17 protein-coding genes are annotated in these 16,481 nt (G+C 67.3%); all 17 read right to left on the minus strand.

Going from position 1 to position 16,481, the window contains the following annotated elements:
* Window positions 1–52 precede the first annotated feature (52 nt).
* Window positions 53–802: a chemotaxis protein CheW gene (locus D893_RS03025; protein WP_110619114.1), complete on the minus strand. Its 750-nt coding sequence runs from the start codon at window positions 800–802 to the stop codon at window positions 53–55.
* Window positions 799–1,602 carry a ParA family protein gene (locus tag D893_RS03030; protein ID WP_018869467.1) on the minus strand — a complete coding sequence of 268 codons (804 nt, stop codon included), beginning with the start codon at window positions 1,600–1,602 and terminating at the stop codon, window positions 799–801. The genes D893_RS03025 and D893_RS03030 overlap by 4 nt, the downstream gene beginning before the upstream one ends.
* Window positions 1,603–1,619: 17 nt before the next feature.
* Window positions 1,620–2,495, minus strand: a complete 876-nt coding sequence (motD, locus tag D893_RS03035) for a flagellar motor protein MotD (RefSeq protein WP_018945954.1) — start codon at window positions 2,493–2,495, stop codon at window positions 1,620–1,622.
* Window positions 2,496–2,502: 7 nt separating this feature from the next.
* The gene (locus tag D893_RS03040; RefSeq protein ID WP_018869469.1) at window positions 2,503–3,246 is read right to left on the minus strand and encodes a flagellar motor protein; all 744 of its coding nucleotides are present in this window, start codon (window positions 3,244–3,246) and stop codon (window positions 2,503–2,505) included.
* A 1-nt stretch (window position 3,247) separates the two neighbouring features.
* On the minus strand, window positions 3,248–4,360 hold the full coding sequence (locus D893_RS03045) for a chemotaxis response regulator protein-glutamate methylesterase (RefSeq protein WP_110619115.1): 1,113 nt from the start codon (window positions 4,358–4,360) through the stop codon (window positions 3,248–3,250).
* A 2-nt stretch (window positions 4,361–4,362) separates the two neighbouring features.
* Entirely contained in the window at window positions 4,363–6,636 is a 2,274-nt protein-coding gene (locus D893_RS03050) for a chemotaxis protein CheA (protein ID WP_110619116.1), read from the minus strand.
* A gap of 72 nt (window positions 6,637–6,708) precedes the next feature.
* Window positions 6,709–7,491 (minus strand): protein phosphatase CheZ, encoded by a 783-nt coding sequence (locus D893_RS03055; RefSeq protein WP_018945950.1) that lies wholly within the window; start codon window positions 7,489–7,491, stop codon window positions 6,709–6,711.
* A 35-nt stretch (window positions 7,492–7,526) separates the two neighbouring features.
* Window positions 7,527–7,907 carry a chemotaxis response regulator CheY gene (locus tag D893_RS03060; RefSeq protein ID WP_018945949.1) on the minus strand — a complete coding sequence of 127 codons (381 nt, stop codon included), beginning with the start codon at window positions 7,905–7,907 and terminating at the stop codon, window positions 7,527–7,529.
* Between the two features lie 39 nt (window positions 7,908–7,946).
* Window positions 7,947–8,708: an RNA polymerase sigma factor FliA gene (locus D893_RS03065; RefSeq protein ID WP_018945948.1), complete on the minus strand. Its 762-nt coding sequence runs from the start codon at window positions 8,706–8,708 to the stop codon at window positions 7,947–7,949.
* Window positions 8,705–9,529 carry a MinD/ParA family protein gene (locus D893_RS03070; RefSeq protein ID WP_019570004.1) on the minus strand — a complete coding sequence of 275 codons (825 nt, stop codon included), beginning with the start codon at window positions 9,527–9,529 and terminating at the stop codon, window positions 8,705–8,707. Before D893_RS03070 ends, D893_RS03065 begins: the two co-directional genes overlap by 4 nt.
* A complete protein-coding gene (flhF, locus tag D893_RS03075; protein WP_110619117.1) occupies window positions 9,513–10,919 on the minus strand; it encodes a flagellar biosynthesis protein FlhF in 1,407 nt (468 codons plus the stop codon). Before flhF ends, D893_RS03070 begins: the two co-directional genes overlap by 17 nt.
* Before the next feature lie 55 nt (window positions 10,920–10,974).
* Window positions 10,975–13,074 (minus strand): flagellar biosynthesis protein FlhA, encoded by a 2,100-nt coding sequence (flhA, locus tag D893_RS03080; protein ID WP_018945945.1) that lies wholly within the window; start codon window positions 13,072–13,074, stop codon window positions 10,975–10,977.
* Complete coding sequence (gene flhB / locus D893_RS03085) at window positions 13,071–14,231, minus strand: flagellar biosynthesis protein FlhB (RefSeq protein WP_018945944.1); 1,161 nt, start codon at window positions 14,229–14,231, stop codon at window positions 13,071–13,073. Before flhB ends, flhA begins: the two co-directional genes overlap by 4 nt.
* Window position 14,232: 1 nt before the next feature.
* Window positions 14,233–15,006, minus strand: coding sequence for a flagellar biosynthetic protein FliR (gene fliR / locus D893_RS03090; RefSeq protein ID WP_019570008.1), 774 nt, complete (start codon window positions 15,004–15,006; stop codon window positions 14,233–14,235).
* 8 nt (window positions 15,007–15,014) lie between these two features.
* The gene (fliQ, locus tag D893_RS03095) at window positions 15,015–15,284 is read right to left on the minus strand and encodes a flagellar biosynthesis protein FliQ (RefSeq protein WP_018869480.1); all 270 of its coding nucleotides are present in this window, start codon (window positions 15,282–15,284) and stop codon (window positions 15,015–15,017) included.
* Window positions 15,285–15,293: 9 nt separating this feature from the next.
* The gene (gene fliP / locus D893_RS03100; protein ID WP_110619118.1) at window positions 15,294–16,049 is read right to left on the minus strand and encodes a flagellar type III secretion system pore protein FliP; all 756 of its coding nucleotides are present in this window, start codon (window positions 16,047–16,049) and stop codon (window positions 15,294–15,296) included.
* Complete coding sequence (fliO, locus tag D893_RS03105) at window positions 16,046–16,480, minus strand: flagellar biosynthetic protein FliO (RefSeq protein WP_018945942.1); 435 nt, start codon at window positions 16,478–16,480, stop codon at window positions 16,046–16,048. Before fliO ends, fliP begins: the two co-directional genes overlap by 4 nt.
* Window position 16,481 lies beyond the last annotated feature (1 nt).

Genomic DNA, 16,481 nt, shown 5'->3' on the forward strand with positions numbered 1-16,481 from the left:
TGTAACGGCCGACGTCCTGGCGGCTTGAATGCCACCTGGTCCGGCCGGTGGTTCACTGCTGACCGGACTCCCAGTCCCCGGCCTCGAGACTGCCGTGCAACGCCGTCAGGTCCAGCAGGGTCGCCATCTTCTCGCGATCCACGCCCGCCAGCCACGGCAGCCGGCGCCGTTCGCTGCGCCAGCGCAACTGCTCGGGATCGATCGTGCGGGTCCCGTGGATCGCCCGGCAGGCCAGCGCGAAGCGCGAGTTCGCGAGGAAGACCACCTGACGCGCGGTATCCGGTTCGTACTCCCGGTCCGACGGCGTCACGATGGCGGCCAGGTCGATCAACTGCACCCGCCCCTGCTTGCTGTCCGCGATCCCCAGATACCAGGGGGAATGCGCCGGCGTCGGGCGGATGTTCAGCTGATCCAGCGGTGTCACGCCTCCGAGGTCCACCAGGGGGGCCAGCAGGGTCAGTGGCCCGGCTTCGATCACCAGGGCCGAGAATGGTTTCTCCGGCCGGGGATACGTCGGACCCACGGGAGTTTCCGGCGGCGGTGCGGCGGGGCCGGAAACCGGCGCCGGTTCGCTCGCCGGAACCTCCACCGGGGTGTCCACCGGCTCCAGGATGTCGTCGCGCATCAGGCTGCGCGGGCCGGCCGGTGCCTCGGCCACCGGTGTACGCGAATCCTGCGCGGTCCGTTCCTCCTTCTGCTCGGCGGGGGCCGGCTCCGGCGCATCCAGCAGGTCGCCGAAGTAGTCCTCGAGGGCCTGTGGCTCGGCGAGCAGCGGCCCGTTCTGTTGCCGGTGACGGCTCATTTTGCCTGTCTCCTCTCCCCATGGGTCCGGGGCAGCCGTCCGCCGATGGTTTCCAGCAGGTCGGCATAGGCCAGCACGCCGCGGGCATCCGGGATCATGAAGCACAGCGGCTGTCCTGCGCTGGAGGCATCACGGAACTTGGTATCCACCGGAATCACCCCGGACCAGACCTCGTCGCCGTACTGCCGCCGCAACTCGGCCAGCGCCTCGTGCGCCGCGCGGGTTCGCCGGTCGAACAGGGTCGGGATGATGCGGTAGTTCAGCTGTGCCTTGCGCGATTTCTGGACCATCGTCAGGGTGTTGATCATGCGCTCCAGCCCCTTCAGGGCGAGGAATTCCGTCTGTACCGGGACCAGCAGTTCGTCGCAGGCCGCCAGGGCGTTCACCATCAGCACGCCCAGCATCGGCGGGCAATCCATCAGGACATAGTCGTAGTCGTCCTGCACGCCCTCCAGGGCATGGCGCAGCACCAGCCCCATGCCGCCCCGCGTACCGAGCTGACGGTCAAGCGTCGCCAGCGCGGTACTCGCGGTCAGCAGATCCAGTCCCGGGAACGGTGTCTCGCGTATCAGCCCGGCCGGGTCCGGACGCTCGCCTTCCACCGCCTGATTGAACAGTTCGTACACGCCACGCGTCGCGGTCTCGGGGTCGTGTCCGAAATACGCGGTGAGCGAGCCGTGAGGGTCCATGTCCACCAGCAGCACACGCTGGTCCGGACCGGACAGCAGTCCGCCCAGGGTCACCGTCGTGGTGGTCTTGCCCACCCCGCCCTTCTGGTTGGCCACTGCCCAGATCTTCATGCGACGTCCTCTCGTGGCTACGGCGACGGCAATTCGTCGCGCAGCTGTTCCGGTTCCCGTTGTCCGTCTTCGCGCGGGGGAGCCCCGGGCAGCACCACGATCGCCACCCGGCGGTTTTCCGCCCGCCCGGCCGCGGTCTCGTTGTCCGCCACCGGTCGATATTCCCCGTGCCCCAGCGCCACCATGTCGGCCGGGTCCATGCCCTGTTGTTCGAACATCCTGACCACTGTGGCCGCCCGCGCGGCGGACAGTTCCCAGTTGGAAGGATAGACCGCGGTGGTAATCGGCACATTGTCGGTATGCCCCTCGACGTGAATGCGCGCCGCGCGCGGCGCCAGCACCCCCGCGATATCTTCCAGCACGGGCTCCGCGTCCGGGTTCAAAGTGGCCTCGCCGCTGGGGAACAGCAACTGGCTGGTGATCTCGATCTCCAGCCAGTAGGTGTCCCGCGTCACGTCCACCTGCCCGTCCTCGATCATCGGTGCCATCGCCGATTCGATCTCGGCGGCGACCTCGGCGATCTCGTCCAGCAGGCCCTGCAGATCTTCGTCACCGCGCTCCTCGAACAGACCCGAGGCCGCCCGGTCCAGAGCTTGCGGGCCCTCGTCCAGCAGCCCCGGCCGGATGTCGATGGGCGCCAGCGAACGCGGTACGTCCGCGTCCGACGGTGGCGCGACCACACCGGGATCGCCGACCTGGATCGGCTCCAGCTGCCCCGGGGTCCCGAAGGCTTCCACCAGTGAGTCGGACAGCACCCGGTACTTGCCTTCGTCGACCGAGGAGATCGCATACATCACCACGAAAAATGCGAGCAGCAGCGTCACGAGGTCGCCGTAGGGGATCGCCCAGGCTTCGTGGTTGGCTTCCTCCTCCTGATGTTTGCGCCGGGCCATGTTCGTCCTACCCGTGCACGTAGCCGCCGAGCTTGCTCTCGATATTGCGGGGGTTCTCTCCCTCCGCGATCGCGATCAGACCCTCCATCAGCATCTCCTGGTGACGGGAGCGTTCCTGCACCAGTGCCTTCAGCTTGTTGGCCACCGGCAGGAACAGCAGATTCGCCGAAGCGATCCCGTAGACCGTGGCCACGAACGCGGCCGCGATCCCGGCGCCCAGGCGATCCGGATCGGTCAGGTTCTGCATCACGGCCATCAGCCCCATGACCGCGCCCACGATGCCGAGCGTGGGCGCATACACCCCCATGCTCTCGAAGACCTTGGCGCCCTGCAGATCGAAGGCCTCGCGGTTGTCCACGTCGGATTCCAGGATCTGCCGGATCACCTGCGGCTCGGTTCCGTCCACCAGCAGCTGCAGCCCCTTGCGGGCGAACGGGTCGCGTTCCTCTTCGGCTACGCTCTCCAGTCCGAGAAGTCCTTCCTTGCGCGCGATGTTCGACCATTCCACCACGCGGCGAATCATCGCGGCGTTGTCGATCGCCGGCGGACGAAAGACCCACGGCAGCATCTTCATGCCGTGCATGAAGACTCCCAGGCGCGCCTGCACCAGCGTCGCGCCGAGGGTGCCCAGCACCACGATGATGAACGCCGCGGCATTCCACAGCGCACCGATCCCGCTACCCTTGGCGATGCTGCCGCCCAGCACCGCAACGAGCCCCAGGAGAATCCCGATGAGGCTCAGGATATCCACGTCAGCAGAACCCCTTGACCAGTGCCGGCCCAATCTCCGGCAACGGATACACGTGGTCCGTCAATCCGGCCTCCGCGACGGCCGCCGGCATGCCGTACACCACCGAGGTCGCCGCATCCTGTGACCACACCTGGGCCCCGCAACCCTTCAGCGCGCGCACGCCCTCGCGGCCGTCCGCCCCCATGCCGGTCAGGATGACGGCCAGGACCTGGCCGCGCAGCGCATCGACGGCCGATTCGAAGGCCGCGTCCACGCTCGGCTTGTAGATGGTGCCCGCCGGACTCTCGGTCACCCGCACGCGGGTCTGGGAACCGCGTTCCAGCGTCAGCTGCTGGCCACCGGGGGCCAGCAGAGCCGTGCCCGGACGCAGGAAGTCGCCGTCCACCGCCTGCTTGATGCGGATCGGGCAGATCGCGTCCAGTCGTTCGGCGAACGCCGGGGTGAAGCTTGCCGGCATGTGCTGGACCAGCACCACCGGGAGCGGAAAGTTCGCCGGCAGGTGCTTGAGCACCTCCTGCAACGCCACCGGCCCGCCGGTGGAGGTCCCGATCAGCACCGCGCGCAGGGAGCTGAGCGGTGCCGGCGGACGGGCCACCGGCGGCTTGGGGGTCTCGCGCGCGGTTTCGCTCGCCTTGCGGTCCGCCGCCTGACGGCGTTCCGAGACCGGTGCCTCGGTTTTCGGCCGGTCCCCTCCCGGCGCGCTGGAGGAACGAGCGCGGCTGCGTGCCAGGCTGCGGACCCGCCGGCGCAGCAGGGCACGCGCACTGTCTTCGTCCCCGGCCATGTCGGAGAAGCGTTTGGGCAGAAAGTCGACCGCACCGGCCTCCAGCGCGTCCAGGGTTGCCTGGGCACCCTCGGTGGTCAGGCTGGAGAACATCAGGATCGGTCGCGGATGGTCGGCCATGATCTTGCGGACCGCCGTGATGCCGTCCATCACCGGCATCTCGATGTCCATGGTCACGACATCCGGGTCCAGTTCCTTCACGGCGTCGACCGCCTTCTGGCCATCCTCGGCCGTACCCACGACCTCGATCCCGATATCCGCGTTCAGGATCTCCGCAATCCGGCGTCGGAAAAACCCGGAATCATCCACCACCAGAACCTTGACCGGCATCCTCAGCCCTCAGCTCGTCGGGCGGCCCGGCGCGCGCGCCCGCTGCCCGGTACCTGATTCACCAGCAGGGTGACCAGGTCCGAGACATCCAGAATGAGTGCAATGCCACCATCGCCGGTAATGGTAGCGCCCGCCAGGCCCTTGACCCCCTGAAGATTCTGGCCCAGAGGCTTGATGACAACTTCTTCCTGCCCCACCAGACCGTCGACCACCAGGCCGACCTTGCGGTCGGCCGCATGGACCACGACCACATGGGCGTTCTCGCGGGGTTCCGGTTCCACGCCGGGCTTCGCCCAGCGCGACAGATAATGGATCGGCAGGGTCTGGTTGCGCACCACAATGACTTCCTGCTCGTCCACGTAATGGGTCTGGGTGAGGTCCAGATCGAGGATCTCGGAGACCGCCGCCAGCGGGATCGCGAAACGGCGTTCGCCCAGGATCACCATCAGCGCCGGCAGGATCGCCAGGGTCAGCGGCAGCTTCACCCGCAACGTCGTGCCGACGCCGACCTCCGATTCGATCTCCACGGTGCCGTTGAGCTGGTTCAGGCTGGTCTTGACCACGTCCATGCCCACGCCCCGGCCGGAGACATCCGAGATCTCGGCCTTGGTCGAAAAGCCGGCCATGAAGATCACGTTGAAGGCCTCGCGGTCGGTCATGCGCTCGGCCATCGCGGGCTCCATCAGCTCCTTTTCCACCGCCTTGCGGCGTAGCGCATCCGGATCCATGCCACGTCCGTCGTCCTTGATGATCAGGGCGATATGGTCGCCCTCCTGGGCGGCCCCGAGGACCACCGTGCCGCGCCGCGGCTTGCCGGCTGCCTCGCGCTCGTCGGGCATCTCGATCCCGTGGTCCACCGCATTGCGCACCAGATGCACCATCGGGTCCGACAGGGCCTCGACCAGGTTCTTGTCGAGGTCGGTCTCCTCGCCAAAGATCTCCAGATCGATTTCCTTGCCCAGATTCCGGGAGAGATCGCGGATCACGCGAGGGAAACGGTTGAAGACCTTCTTCACCGGCTGCATGCGGGTCTTCATTACCGAGGCCTGGAGGTCGGAGGTCACCAGCGCCAGCGAACTGATCGCCTTGCCCAGTTCATCGTCCACGTGCTCGGAGCGCAGCATGCTCAGCCGGTTGCGCACCAGCACCAGCTCGCCCACAAGATTCATGATCTCGTCGAGGCGCTCGGTATCCACGCGCACCGAAGTCTCGCCCTGATTTCCGCCACCGCCCTGGCCGCCGCCCCCGGCACCCCCGCCGGAAGCACCGCCGCGCCCACCGCCGGACGTGGGCGCCGGACCGGAACTTTCCGCCTTCTGTTCCTTCCCGCCCGTGCCTCCGGGCGAGGCTGCCGCCGGCTCTGCGGCAGGCGCGGTGTCCGCGTGTTCGGTGCCGCCGGCCCCGGCGGCGGACGCCGAACCTTCCGGAACCGGTTCCGCAGCGGCGGACGGGCCCGGCTCGGCCGGTTCGGCCGGCGTGGTGGGTGGGCCGGCTCCTTTCGCCTGCAGTTCGTCGAGCAGGCTCTCGAACTCATCGTCGGTGATCTCGTCGTCGCCACCACCCGCGTCACCGCCATCCGTGGCCGCGACATCCGGGGCCGACTCCGCTGCCGTGCCCGGATCCACCGGTTTCGGTGGCTGGTCTCCGTGCAGGCTGTCCAGCAGGGCCTCGAACTCGTCGTCGGTGATCTCGTCCCCGGCACCCACGCGGACTTCGTCGTCGCCCGGCGCGTCATCCGCTGCCGGCGCCGGCTCGGCCGCTTCCTCCAGCGCCTCCTCCGGCCAGTCGTCGGCCGATCCCGGTGCTGCCTCCCCGGCCGGAGCCGCGTCCGGCGTTTCTTCCGCGACCGGGGCGGCTTCGTCCCCGCCGCCGGCGGCGGGGACCGTTTCGTTGCGCGCCATGCTTCGCAGGGTGTCGACCAGATCTTCGGGCGCCGGCGTCGGCTCCTGGCCGTCGCGCAGCTCGCCGAACATCACGTTGAGCGAGTCCAGGACCCGCAGCATCGTGTCCATCAGATGACCGTCCACCTGACGTTCGTGATTGCGCAACAGGTTGAAGACGTCTTCGGCGTTGTGGCAGACCGTCACCAGCGGGTCCAGCCCGAGAAAACCGGCCCCGCCCTTGATGGTATGGAAACTGCGGAAGACCGCATTCAGCAGATCGGTATCGTCCGGATGCTGTTCCAGGTCGATCAGCTGTTCGTTCAGGCCTTCCAGCAGCTCCCCCGCCTCGATCAGGAAGTCCTGGAGGATTTCGTCGTTGGGGTCGATGGCCATGCGGTCTCTCCGTTCCGGTGACTCGAATCGTCGGCAGATGGCTGCCGGTGCAAGGGGATCCCGGGACGGACCCTAGAACCCCAGGCTCGACAGCAGATCGTCCACCTCGTCCTGTCCTTGAACGACATCCGTGCCGGAATCTTGAGTGTGGGGCACCGCGGGTCCATGCCCGCGGCGGTCCTCCTCGCGTGCGGTTTCTTCCGCCTCCGGGGCCTGTTCGGCCGCCGCCCGGGCATCCTTCTCCAAGCGCCCGGAAGACAGGCGGATCAGCGAGACCAGGCTTTCCTCCAGGTCCGTGACCAGACGGATGACCCGCCGGATCACCTGCCCGGTGAGATCCTGGTAGCTCTGTGCCATCAGGACCTGCGACAGCAACCGGCGCAGTTCTTCGGTGTCCTTGCCGGTCTGTTCGAAAAACGCATCGAGTTCGCGCGCGAACTCGCGGAATTCCTCCACCGACAGTTCGCGGTTGCGGAACCGGGTCCATTTCTCGGTGAGTTCCGCGGCACGCCCGGCGAACGCCTCGGCAATCGGCAGGGACGATTCCACCGCATTCAGGGTTTCGTGCGTGGCCTGTTCGGTCTGGGTCACCACGTAACTCAGACGCTCGCGTGCATCCGGAATCTCGTCCTGCGCCAGCTCGACCAGACGCGAATCGCCCCGGAAGCTCTCCAGGGCCTCGTGCAGTTCGCGGGTCAGTTTGCCCAGTTCGTCGAACAGTTCGCGCTCGTAAGGCCGCGCGAGCTCCTGGATCAGGCGGCGCGAAGCCTCCTCGTCACCGCCTTCCAGAGCGCCCACCAGCTCCCGCGCCAGCGCGAGCCGGTCTTCCCCGGAGGCATTCTCTTGTTCGGTCATCGGGTCTCTCTTGCCGTGTCAGCCGGTCGCGGTATTCAGCCTTGAGCTTCAATACGTTCGAAGATCTTTTCGATCTTCTCCTTGAGCGTCTCGGCCGTGAAGGGCTTCACAATGTAACCGTTCACGCCGGCCTCTGCCGCCTCCACGATCTGATCGCGCTTGGCTTCGGCCGTGACCATCAGCACCGGCAACGATTTCAGCCGCTCGTCCTTGCGCACCTCGCGCAGGAGGTCGATGCCCGGCATGTTGGGCATGTTCCAGTCGGTGATCAGAAAATCGAAGTCGCCGTTCTGCAGCATCGGCAGGGCGGTGCTCCCGTCGTCGGCCTCCATGGTGTTGTTGAAGCCAAGATCCCGCAGGAGATTCTTGATGATGCGCCGCATCGTGGAGAAGTCGTCCACGATCAGGATTTTCATACCCTTGTCCACAGTTCGCTCCGGGAATGTGTTTGAACCTTAGAATATCTGCAGGGACTCGACGTCTTCGAGCCACGAGCCCAGACGCGCCCGCAGACGGTGCACCGCCTGGCTGCGGATCTGGCTGACGCGCGATTCGGTCACGTCCAGCACCGCACCGATCTCGCGCAGGTTGAGTTCTTCGGTGTAGTACAGGTTGAGCACCAGTCGTTCGCGCTCGGGCAGATCGCCCAGTGCGCCGGCCAGTTCCTCGCGGAACTCCCCGGCCTCGATGCGCCGCGACGGGGACTGCTCCTGCCCTTCCAGCACGCGATCCGCCTCGCCCTCCGGGCCGCCCACCTCGTCCAGCGCGAACAGATGGGCACCGGCATGATCATCCAGCATCTGGTAGTAGGTTTCCACCGGGACGCCCAGCTCCTCGGCGATCTCCGGAGCGCGAGCGGCGCGGCCCTCGCGGGCCTCCACCGTCTGCATCGCCTCGGAGATCCGCCGGCTGTTGCGGTGCACCGAGCGCGGCGTCCAGTCGCTGCGACGCAGCTCGTCGATCATCGCCCCGCGGATGCGGATCCCGGCGTAGGTGGCGAAGGTCGCCCCCTGGCCGCCTTCGAACTGCCGCGCGGCCTCGATCAGCCCCACCATGCCTGCCTGCACCAGGTCATCCACCTGCACCGAGGCCGGCAGCCGGGCCATCAGGTGATGGGCGATCCGATTCACCAGCTCGACGTGGTCCGCGACCAGCTGATCCGGTCCCCCGGTCCCCGCCCGGGCGTATCCCGAAAGTCTGTTCTTTGGCGTGTTCATGCGCTTTGCAGCATCCTCTCGACGAAGAATCCAACCCCCCCGCTGGCGCCGCGGGCCACCGGCCAGCCGTCGACCTTGCGCGCGAGCTCGAGGAACGCCCGTCCCGCCGGGCTGCCCGGGGACTGCTGCACCACCGGCGCCCGTTTCTGCACCGCCTGGCGCAGGGCATCATCCAGCGGAATCACGCCCACCAGATCCAGTATGACCTCCGGCAGATAGGTGGAACAAACCGCCTGCAGCTTCTGCATCACGCGTTCCGCCCCGGCACGGCCCTGCACCATGTTCGCGACCACGCGGAACCGGTTCACGCCATGATCCCGATGCAGGACCTTGATCAGCGCATAGGCGTCGGTCATCGATGCCGGCTCGTCGGTGACCACCACCAGGGTCTCCTGCACGGCCTGACAGAAACTGGTCACCGACTCCTGCAACCCGGCCGCGGTATCCACCACCAGCACGTCCAGCGGTCGCGTATACATGCTGAAGGCCTGGATCAGGCCGTGATGTTCCGGCCGGCTCAGGTTGGCCATGGTCGCGATCCCGGACGCGGAAGGCACCACGCGGATTCCCTCCGGGCCCTCGATGATCACGTCTTCCAGATCCTCGACGTCCCCGGTCACCAGGTCGTGCAGCGTCCGCTGCGGACGCAGGCCCAGCAGCACATCGACGTTTGCGAGCCCCAGGTCCGCATCGAACAGCATGACCTCGCGTCCCAGTCGGGCCAGTCCGACCGACAGGTTGACCGAGACATTGGTCTTGCCGACCCCGCCCTTGCCCGAGGCCACCGCGACCACCTTCAGGGGCTTAGTGTTGTGTGACATGATGTCCCTTCAGCACCGGTTGAATCATTTCGAGCGGCGCGGGCTCCTCGCCCGCGGCCGGCTCGTCCGCGGATCGCGGTCGCCGGGCCTCGCGTTCCGTCGCCTGGCGCCGCCGCCAGGCCTGCATCGCCTCGTCGACCCAGGCATCGGCCGCCCCGTGCTCGGGTTCTTCCTGCAGCGCCAGGCGGGTCAGATGTCCGGTATCCACGCGATGGAAATCCTCGGCGATGCGCTGGCCGTCGCTCATGAACGCAACACCCAGCGGCTGGTCCAGCAGTACCGAAAGCACCTCGCCCAGCTGTTCCGCCTCGTCCAGCTTGGTCAGTACCAGGGCCGAGGGTTCCGTGGGGGCGAAAGCCTCCAGCACCCGGCGCAGGGCCATGCCCTGGGTAGTGGCCGCGATCACCAGCCAGGTCTCCGCGCGCACGTCCGCAGGCATGTCCGTCAGCAGGGGTTCCCGCGGAGCGGTACGCGGCGACTGCCCGGCGGTATCCACCAGGATCAGGTGCCCGCTGCCCGCCGAGCGCCGCGCCATCTCGCGCAGCTCGGCCTCGGTTTCCACCACACGCACCGCGGTTCCCGCCATCTGGCCGAAGGCCTGCAACTGCCGCGTCGCGCCGATGCGCTGGGCGTCCATGGTGACCAGGGTGACCGAATCCGGCCCCATGCGGCGGATCTGGCGCAGTGCAATCCGTGCAATGGTGGTGGTTTTGCCGACCCCCGTCGGTCCCTCCAGCGCGAGCACCCCGCCCTCGTCGAGGATGGAGGCGCGCGCGGTCACGATGGCACCCGACAGGCGCGCCCGCAGGCGCTCCCATGCCTCCTCCGAGGTGTGATCGTCGAGGATGCTGCCGGCCAGGCTGCGCGCCAGCGGCTCGCGGAAGCCCAGATCCATCAGCCGCGCCTTGCATTCGGCCGCCAGTGGATGCCGCGCCGCCCAGCGGGCCTGCTCGTTCTCTTCGTACTGCCGCGTCAGCAGACTGCGCAGATCCCGCAGTTCCTGACGCATCGCGGACACCTCGGGGTCGGTGGGCCACTGCGGGGCCGGTCGCTGCCGGGACCCGGCACCCGACCCCCCGCCGGCGGAAGCCGCCGCGGGCTCCGGCGCGCGGGGGTGCTCACCGCGCGGGGCCGGTTCATCGCGCACACCCTGTCGCGCCGATTCCCGGGCGGAGCGTGCCCCGCTACCGGCGTCGTCCTGCCGCGGGGCACCCCGGCCGTCACCCTCCGCCGTTCCGGCGGGCGCCTCGCCGCCATCGAGGGCCGCGACCACCTCCAGCCAGCCGTCGACCCGGCGGCTGGACAGGATTACGGCGTCCTCGCCCTGCTCCTCGCGGACCTGGCGCATCGCGTCGCGCATGTCCCGTGCCCGGTATCGTCTGACATTCATCGTTCGCTCTCCCGCCGATCGTTGACTGGTGCTTCAGGCCATGCCCGTTCGCACATCACGCCGACTTCTTGTCTGCTTCATCCTGTCCCACCGTGGCCACCACCCGGATCCGCCGGTTGTCCGGGATCTCGGTGAATGCGAGCACGGTCAGGTTGCGCACCGCGCCCCGCAGCCACCCGGCGATCCAGGAGCGGATTTCCGGGGCCACCACCAGCACCGCCGGCTGTCCCGCCGCCTCCTGGCGCTGGGCGGCCTCGCCCACCGATCGTTGCAGGCGTTCGGCCAGGCCCGGCTCCAGTCCGACGGTGTCGCCATTGCTGCCCTGCAGAGACTTATGCAAAAGCTGTTCCAACGAAGGGTCGAGGGCGATCAGGGGCAGCTCCTCCTCCGGTCCCACCAGGTCCTGGACGATGGAGCGCGACAGCGCGACCCGCACCGCGGCGGTCAAAGTGCCGGGATCCTGACTCTTGGCACCCTCCTCTGCCAGGGTTTCGGCGATCGTGCGCAGATCGCGGATGGAGACCTGCTCGGCCAGCAGGTTCTGCAGCACCTTCAGGATCACGCTCAGCGACAGCGTCTTCGGCACCAGGTTTTCCACCAGCTTGGGCGAACGCTGCGCCAGCTGGTCCAGCAGGTGCTGGGCCTCCTCGTGGCCGATCAGCCGGTGTGCGTTTTCGCGGAACACCTGCGACAGATGGGTCGCGATCACCGTGGACACGTCCACCACGGTGTAGCCGGCCCCCTGCGCCTGTTCGCGGTTCTCGGGGTCGATCCACAGGGCATCCAGGTTGAACGTCGGATCCTTGGTCGGCGTCCCCGGTACCTCACCGAAGACCTCGCCCGGATTGATCGCCAGCTCCTTGTCCGGGAACACCTCGGCCTCGGCGACGGTCACGCCCAGAAGGGCGATGCGGTAGGTGTTCGGACTCAGCTCGAGGTTGTCGCGGATATGCACCGGCTGCAGCAGGAAGCCCAGCTCCTGCGACAGCTTGCGGCGTACGCCCTTGATCCGCCCCATCAGCTGGCCGTCCTGGGTCCGGTCCACCAGCGGGATCAGGCGGTAGCCGACCTCCAGCGACACCAGGTCCACCGGCGGCACGTCGTCCCACGACAGCTCGCGGTTCTCCGGCGAGGGTTCCTGCTCGGCCTCCGGCAGACGCTCCACCTCGGCTGCCTCCTCGTGCCGCCGGCGCGACATCAGGTAACCGCCGCCGGCGACCAGCGAAGCCAGGCCCAGGAACACCGCATTGGGCATCCCCGGCACCATGCCCAGCGACGCGATCACCCCACCCACGACGTACATCACGCGCGGGTTGGAGAACATCTGGCCGATGACCTGCTGGCCCATGTCCTGGGTGGTGGATACGCGGGTCACGATGATGGCCGTGGCCGAGGACAGCACCAGCGACGGGATCTGCGCCACCAGGCCGTCACCGATGGTCAGCAGGACATAGTTGGTGGCGGCATCGCCGATGGACATCCCGTGCTGCAGGGCGCCGATGGTGAGTCCGCCGATGATGTTCACGAACAGGATCAAAATCCCGGCGATGGCGTCCCCGCGCACGAACTTCGAGGCCCCGTCCATGGAACCGTAGAAGTCGGCCTCCTGGGCGATCTCGTCACGCCGTCGGCGCGCCTCTTCCTGGGTCAGAAGGCCCGCATTGAGGTCGGCATCGATCGCCATCTGCTTGCCCGGCATCGAATCCAGGGTAAAGCGGGCGCTGACCTCGGACACGCGCCCCGCACCCTTGGTTACCACCACGAAGTTGATGATGATCAGGATCGCGAACACCACCAGGCCGACCGCGTAGTTGCCGCCGACCACGAAGTCGCCGAAGGCCTGGATGACCTGCCCGGCCGCGTCCGTTCCGGTATGCCCTTCCAGCAGGATCACCCGGGTGGAGGCGATGTTCAGCGCCAGACGCAGCAGGGTTGCCACCAGAAGCACCGTGGGAAACACCGCGAATTCCAGCGGCCGCGGGGTGTACACCGCGACCATGATCACCACCAGCGACAGCGCGATGTTGAAGGTGAACAGCACGTCCAGCGCCACCGGCGGCAGCGGCAGCACCATCATCGACAGCATCGCGATCAGCAGCAGCGGGGCGCCCAGCCCCCAGCGGCCCATGCCGCTCAGGCGATCGAGGAAGCTCATGCGTCATCCTCCCGGCGCCGGCCGTGGCGTCCCTGGTGGGGATCGAGATATTCGTCCGGCACCGGCAGATCGTCCGGCATGTCCACGCCCTGGTCGGCCCGCTTGAGCTGGTAAACGTAGGCGAGGATGCGCGCCACCGCGACGAACAGGCCGTCGGGAATCTCCCGGTCCAGGTCGGTGGTGAAATAGAGTGCGCGCGCCACCTTCGGTGCCTCGACCCGGATGATGTCGTGCTCGTCGGCGATCTCGCGGATATTCGCCGCGACCTCGTCGACGCCCTTGGCCACCACCTTCGGCGCCGACATCTTCGAGGCCTCGTAGACGATCGCCACGGCATAGTGCGTGGGGTTGGTGATCACCACGTCGGCCTTCGGCACCTCTTCCATCATCCGGCGCTGGGCCATTTCCTGCTGTTGCTGGCGGATCTTCTGCTTGACCTCGGGCTTGCCGTCGGTCTCCTTGTACTCGTCCTTGAGCTCCTGCCGCGTCATCCGCAGCTGCTTCTGGTGATTCCACATCTGGAACGGCGCGTCGATCGCCGCCACGATGATCAGCGCCGCCGACACCGCGATGAAGGTGCCGAGCGCGATCTGGGCCGCATGCGACACACCCTGGTGCAGTGGCTCGTAGCCCAGCCCCAGCAGACGGTCGGAGAACGTCCACAGAGTCAGCATCGCGACCGTGCCGACCAGCGTGAACTTGGCGAGGGTCTTGCCGAACTCCATCAGCCCCTGCCAGGAAAATATCCGCTGCAGGCCCTTGATCGGGTTCAGCTTCGACGCCTTGGGCGCCGCCGCCTGCCAGGAGAAATTGGCGCCGCCGATCAGGATGGGCGCCATCACCGCCGCCACCATCAGGATCCCGAACAGCGGCAGCAGCGCCATCAGCGTCTGGAAGATCTGATCCGCCAGATAGGGCAGCAACAGATCCGGGTCATGGGCCAGCTCCGGCTCGAAGTCCAGACGGGCCCGGGTCTGGTTGGCCAGCTGTCCGCCCAGGGTCGGGCCGAAGAACAGCATGAAGATCCCGGCGGTGATCAGCACCAGAAAGGTCGACAGCTCCCGCGAGCGCGGGACCTGACCCTTCTCGCGCGCCTCGCGGAGCCGTTTCTGGGTCGGCTCTTCGGTTTTTTCCTGTCCGTTCTCGTTCTCCGCCATGTCAGAACCCCAGCAGGACCTGCATCAGTCCGAAACCTTCCATGGCCAGCTCGCCCACGCGCTCGGGCAGCCCGGGCAGGATCAGCAGCAGGAGGACGAAGCCCATCAGGATCATCATCGGGAAGCCGACGGCGAAGATGTTGAGCTGAGGGGAGGCCCGCGTGATGACCCCCATGGAGATGTTCACCACCAGCAGCGAGGCGACCGCGGGCAGTGCTACCAGCACCGCCCCGGCAAACATCGTCTGGCCGAACAGCGCCACCTGCATGAAGGCCTCCGCATCCAGTCCGGATGGCGCGACCGGCATGGTCTCGAAGCTCGCCAGCAGCAGTTCGAACAGGATCAGATGGCCGTTCAGGGCGAGAAAGATCAGCGTGGCCATGGTCACGAACACCGTGGAGATCACCGGTACCTGAATGCCCTGCGCCGGATCCATGACCGAGGCGAAGCCCAGCCCCATCGACAGGGCCACCACCTCCCCCGCCTGCGTCAGTGCGGAGAACACCAGCTGCAGGATGAAACCCATGGTCAGGCCGATCAGGACCTGATGCAGGGTCACGATCGCCCCCTCCAGGCTGATCGGATCCACCTCGGGCAGGGCGGGCTCCTGCATCGCCACCACCACCGCGAGCACCAGCGCCAGGCCCATGCGCATGCGCGCGTTCAGCTGGTCGCCGCCGAAGATCGGCATGACCACCAGCATCGCGCCAATCCGGGCCAGCGGCCACATCACTGCGGCCACCCACACCAGCATCTGGTCGGTGGTGATCTCCACGAGGCCCCCTAGCCCACCATTCCCGGCGCGTTCTCGTACAGGCGCTCGGTGAACTCGATCACCAGCGACAGCATCCAGTGTCCACTGATCAGCAGCGCGGCGAACATCGCCAGCAGCTTGGGAATGAACGACAGGGTCATTTCCTGGATCTGGGTCGCCGCCTGCAGCATGCCGATCGCCAGGCCCACGGCCAGCGCCGTCAGCAGCGGCGGCGCCGCCAGGAGGACCACCACCATCAGCGTCTCGCGCCCGATATCCACGACCGTTTCGGGTGTCATCCGCCTCTCCTAAACAAAAAAGCTGGTTGCCAGCGTGTTCATCAGCAGGGCCCAGCCGTCCACCAGCACGAACAGCATCACCTTGAACGGCAGCGAGATGATCAGCGGCGACAGCATCACCATGCCCATCGACATCAGCACCGAGGCCACCACCAGATCGATGATCAGGAACGGGATCAGGATCAGGAACCCGATCTGGAACGCCGTCTTCAGCTCACTGGTCACGAACGACGGCACCAGCAGCGACAGCGGGATGTCGTCGGGATCCTCGAAGCCGTCGATACCGTTGATCTCCGCGAACATTCGCAGATCGCTTTCGCGGGTCTGCTCCAGCATGAAACCCCGCAGCGGCTGGATACCCGTTTCCAGGGCCTCTTCGGTGCCGATCTCCTCGGCCAGGTAGGGCTCCACCGCCACCTCGTGGATCTCTTCGAACACCGGCGCCATCACGAACAGCGTGAGAAAGAACGCCAGCCCGATCAGGATCTGGTTGGACGGTGTCTGGGACGTGCCCAGGCCCTGGCGCAGGATCGCCAGCACGATCAGGATCCGGGTGAAGGCGGTCATCATGATCAGGGCCGCCGGCAGCAGGGTCAGCAGCGTCATCAGCACGAGGATCTGCAGGGTCACCGACCAGGTCTCCCCGCCGTCCTCGTCCGTGGTGATGGTCACCGCCTCGATGCCCTGCCCCACCTGAGCGCCCGCCAGGCCGGGCAGCAGCCACAACCCCGGCAGCAGCCAGGGGAAAAAGCTCCGCAGACTCACGACTCCTGTCCTCCCCCGCTGGCGCGGCGCGAACGTACCGCGCGCTTCAGCACGCCGGAAAAATCGGGGCCTTCGCCCCCGGCCGGCACCTCGACCGGCGTCTCCATGGTGTGCAGCGTGCGGATCCCCGAGGGCGCCACGCCGATCAGCACCTGTTCATCACCCACGCGAACCAGCATCAGCCGTTCACGGGCACCCACCGAGCGGACCGACTGGACATCGATCATCTGCCGACCGTGGCCCACGCTCCCCTGGGTGCGCCGGAGCACCCAGGCCAGCACCACGATCGCCACGATCACGATCATCAGCCCGCCAATCAGCTGCGTCAGGTAGGCCGCAGCGTTCATTGCGCCGCCGTCCTCGTCGGCCAGGGCGCCGGCCGGCAGCAGCGCCAGCAGCCAGAGCGATCCGGGAAGAACACGCGAGCACATG

Origin of the sequence: Thioalkalivibrio sp. ALE21 (genome assembly GCF_003208255.1) — a bacterium.
GTDB lineage: Bacteria > Pseudomonadota > Gammaproteobacteria > Ectothiorhodospirales > Ectothiorhodospiraceae > Thioalkalivibrio > Thioalkalivibrio halophilus.

Coding starts and splice junctions, on each gene's coding strand:
- D893_RS03025 (WP_110619114.1), bottom strand. CDS start 802: ATGAGCCGTCACCGGCAACAGAACGGGCCGCTGCTCGCCGAGCCACAG.
- D893_RS03030 (WP_018869467.1), bottom strand. CDS start 1,602: ATGAAGATCTGGGCAGTGGCCAACCAGAAGGGCGGGGTGGGCAAGACC.
- motD (WP_018945954.1), bottom strand. CDS start 2,495: ATGGCCCGGCGCAAACATCAGGAGGAGGAAGCCAACCACGAAGCCTGG.
- D893_RS03045 (WP_110619115.1), bottom strand. CDS start 4,360: ATGCCGGTCAAGGTTCTGGTGGTGGATGATTCCGGGTTTTTCCGACGC.
- D893_RS03050 (WP_110619116.1), bottom strand. CDS start 6,636: ATGGCCATCGACCCCAACGACGAAATCCTCCAGGACTTCCTGATCGAG.
- D893_RS03055 (WP_018945950.1), bottom strand. CDS start 7,491: ATGACCGAACAAGAGAATGCCTCCGGGGAAGACCGGCTCGCGCTGGCG.
- D893_RS03060 (WP_018945949.1), bottom strand. CDS start 7,907: ATGAAAATCCTGATCGTGGACGACTTCTCCACGATGCGGCGCATCATC.
- D893_RS03065 (WP_018945948.1), bottom strand. CDS start 8,708: ATGAACACGCCAAAGAACAGACTTTCGGGATACGCCCGGGCGGGGACC.
- D893_RS03070 (WP_019570004.1), bottom strand. CDS start 9,529: ATGTCACACAACACTAAGCCCCTGAAGGTGGTCGCGGTGGCCTCGGGC.
- flhF (WP_110619117.1), bottom strand. CDS start 10,919: ATGAATGTCAGACGATACCGGGCACGGGACATGCGCGACGCGATGCGC.
- flhA (WP_018945945.1), bottom strand. CDS start 13,074: ATGAGCTTCCTCGATCGCCTGAGCGGCATGGGCCGCTGGGGGCTGGGC.
- flhB (WP_018945944.1), bottom strand. CDS start 14,231: ATGGCGGAGAACGAGAACGGACAGGAAAAAACCGAAGAGCCGACCCAG.
- fliQ (WP_018869480.1), bottom strand. CDS start 15,284: ATGACACCCGAAACGGTCGTGGATATCGGGCGCGAGACGCTGATGGTG.
- fliO (WP_018945942.1), bottom strand. CDS start 16,480: ATGTGCTCGCGTGTTCTTCCCGGATCGCTCTGGCTGCTGGCGCTGCTG.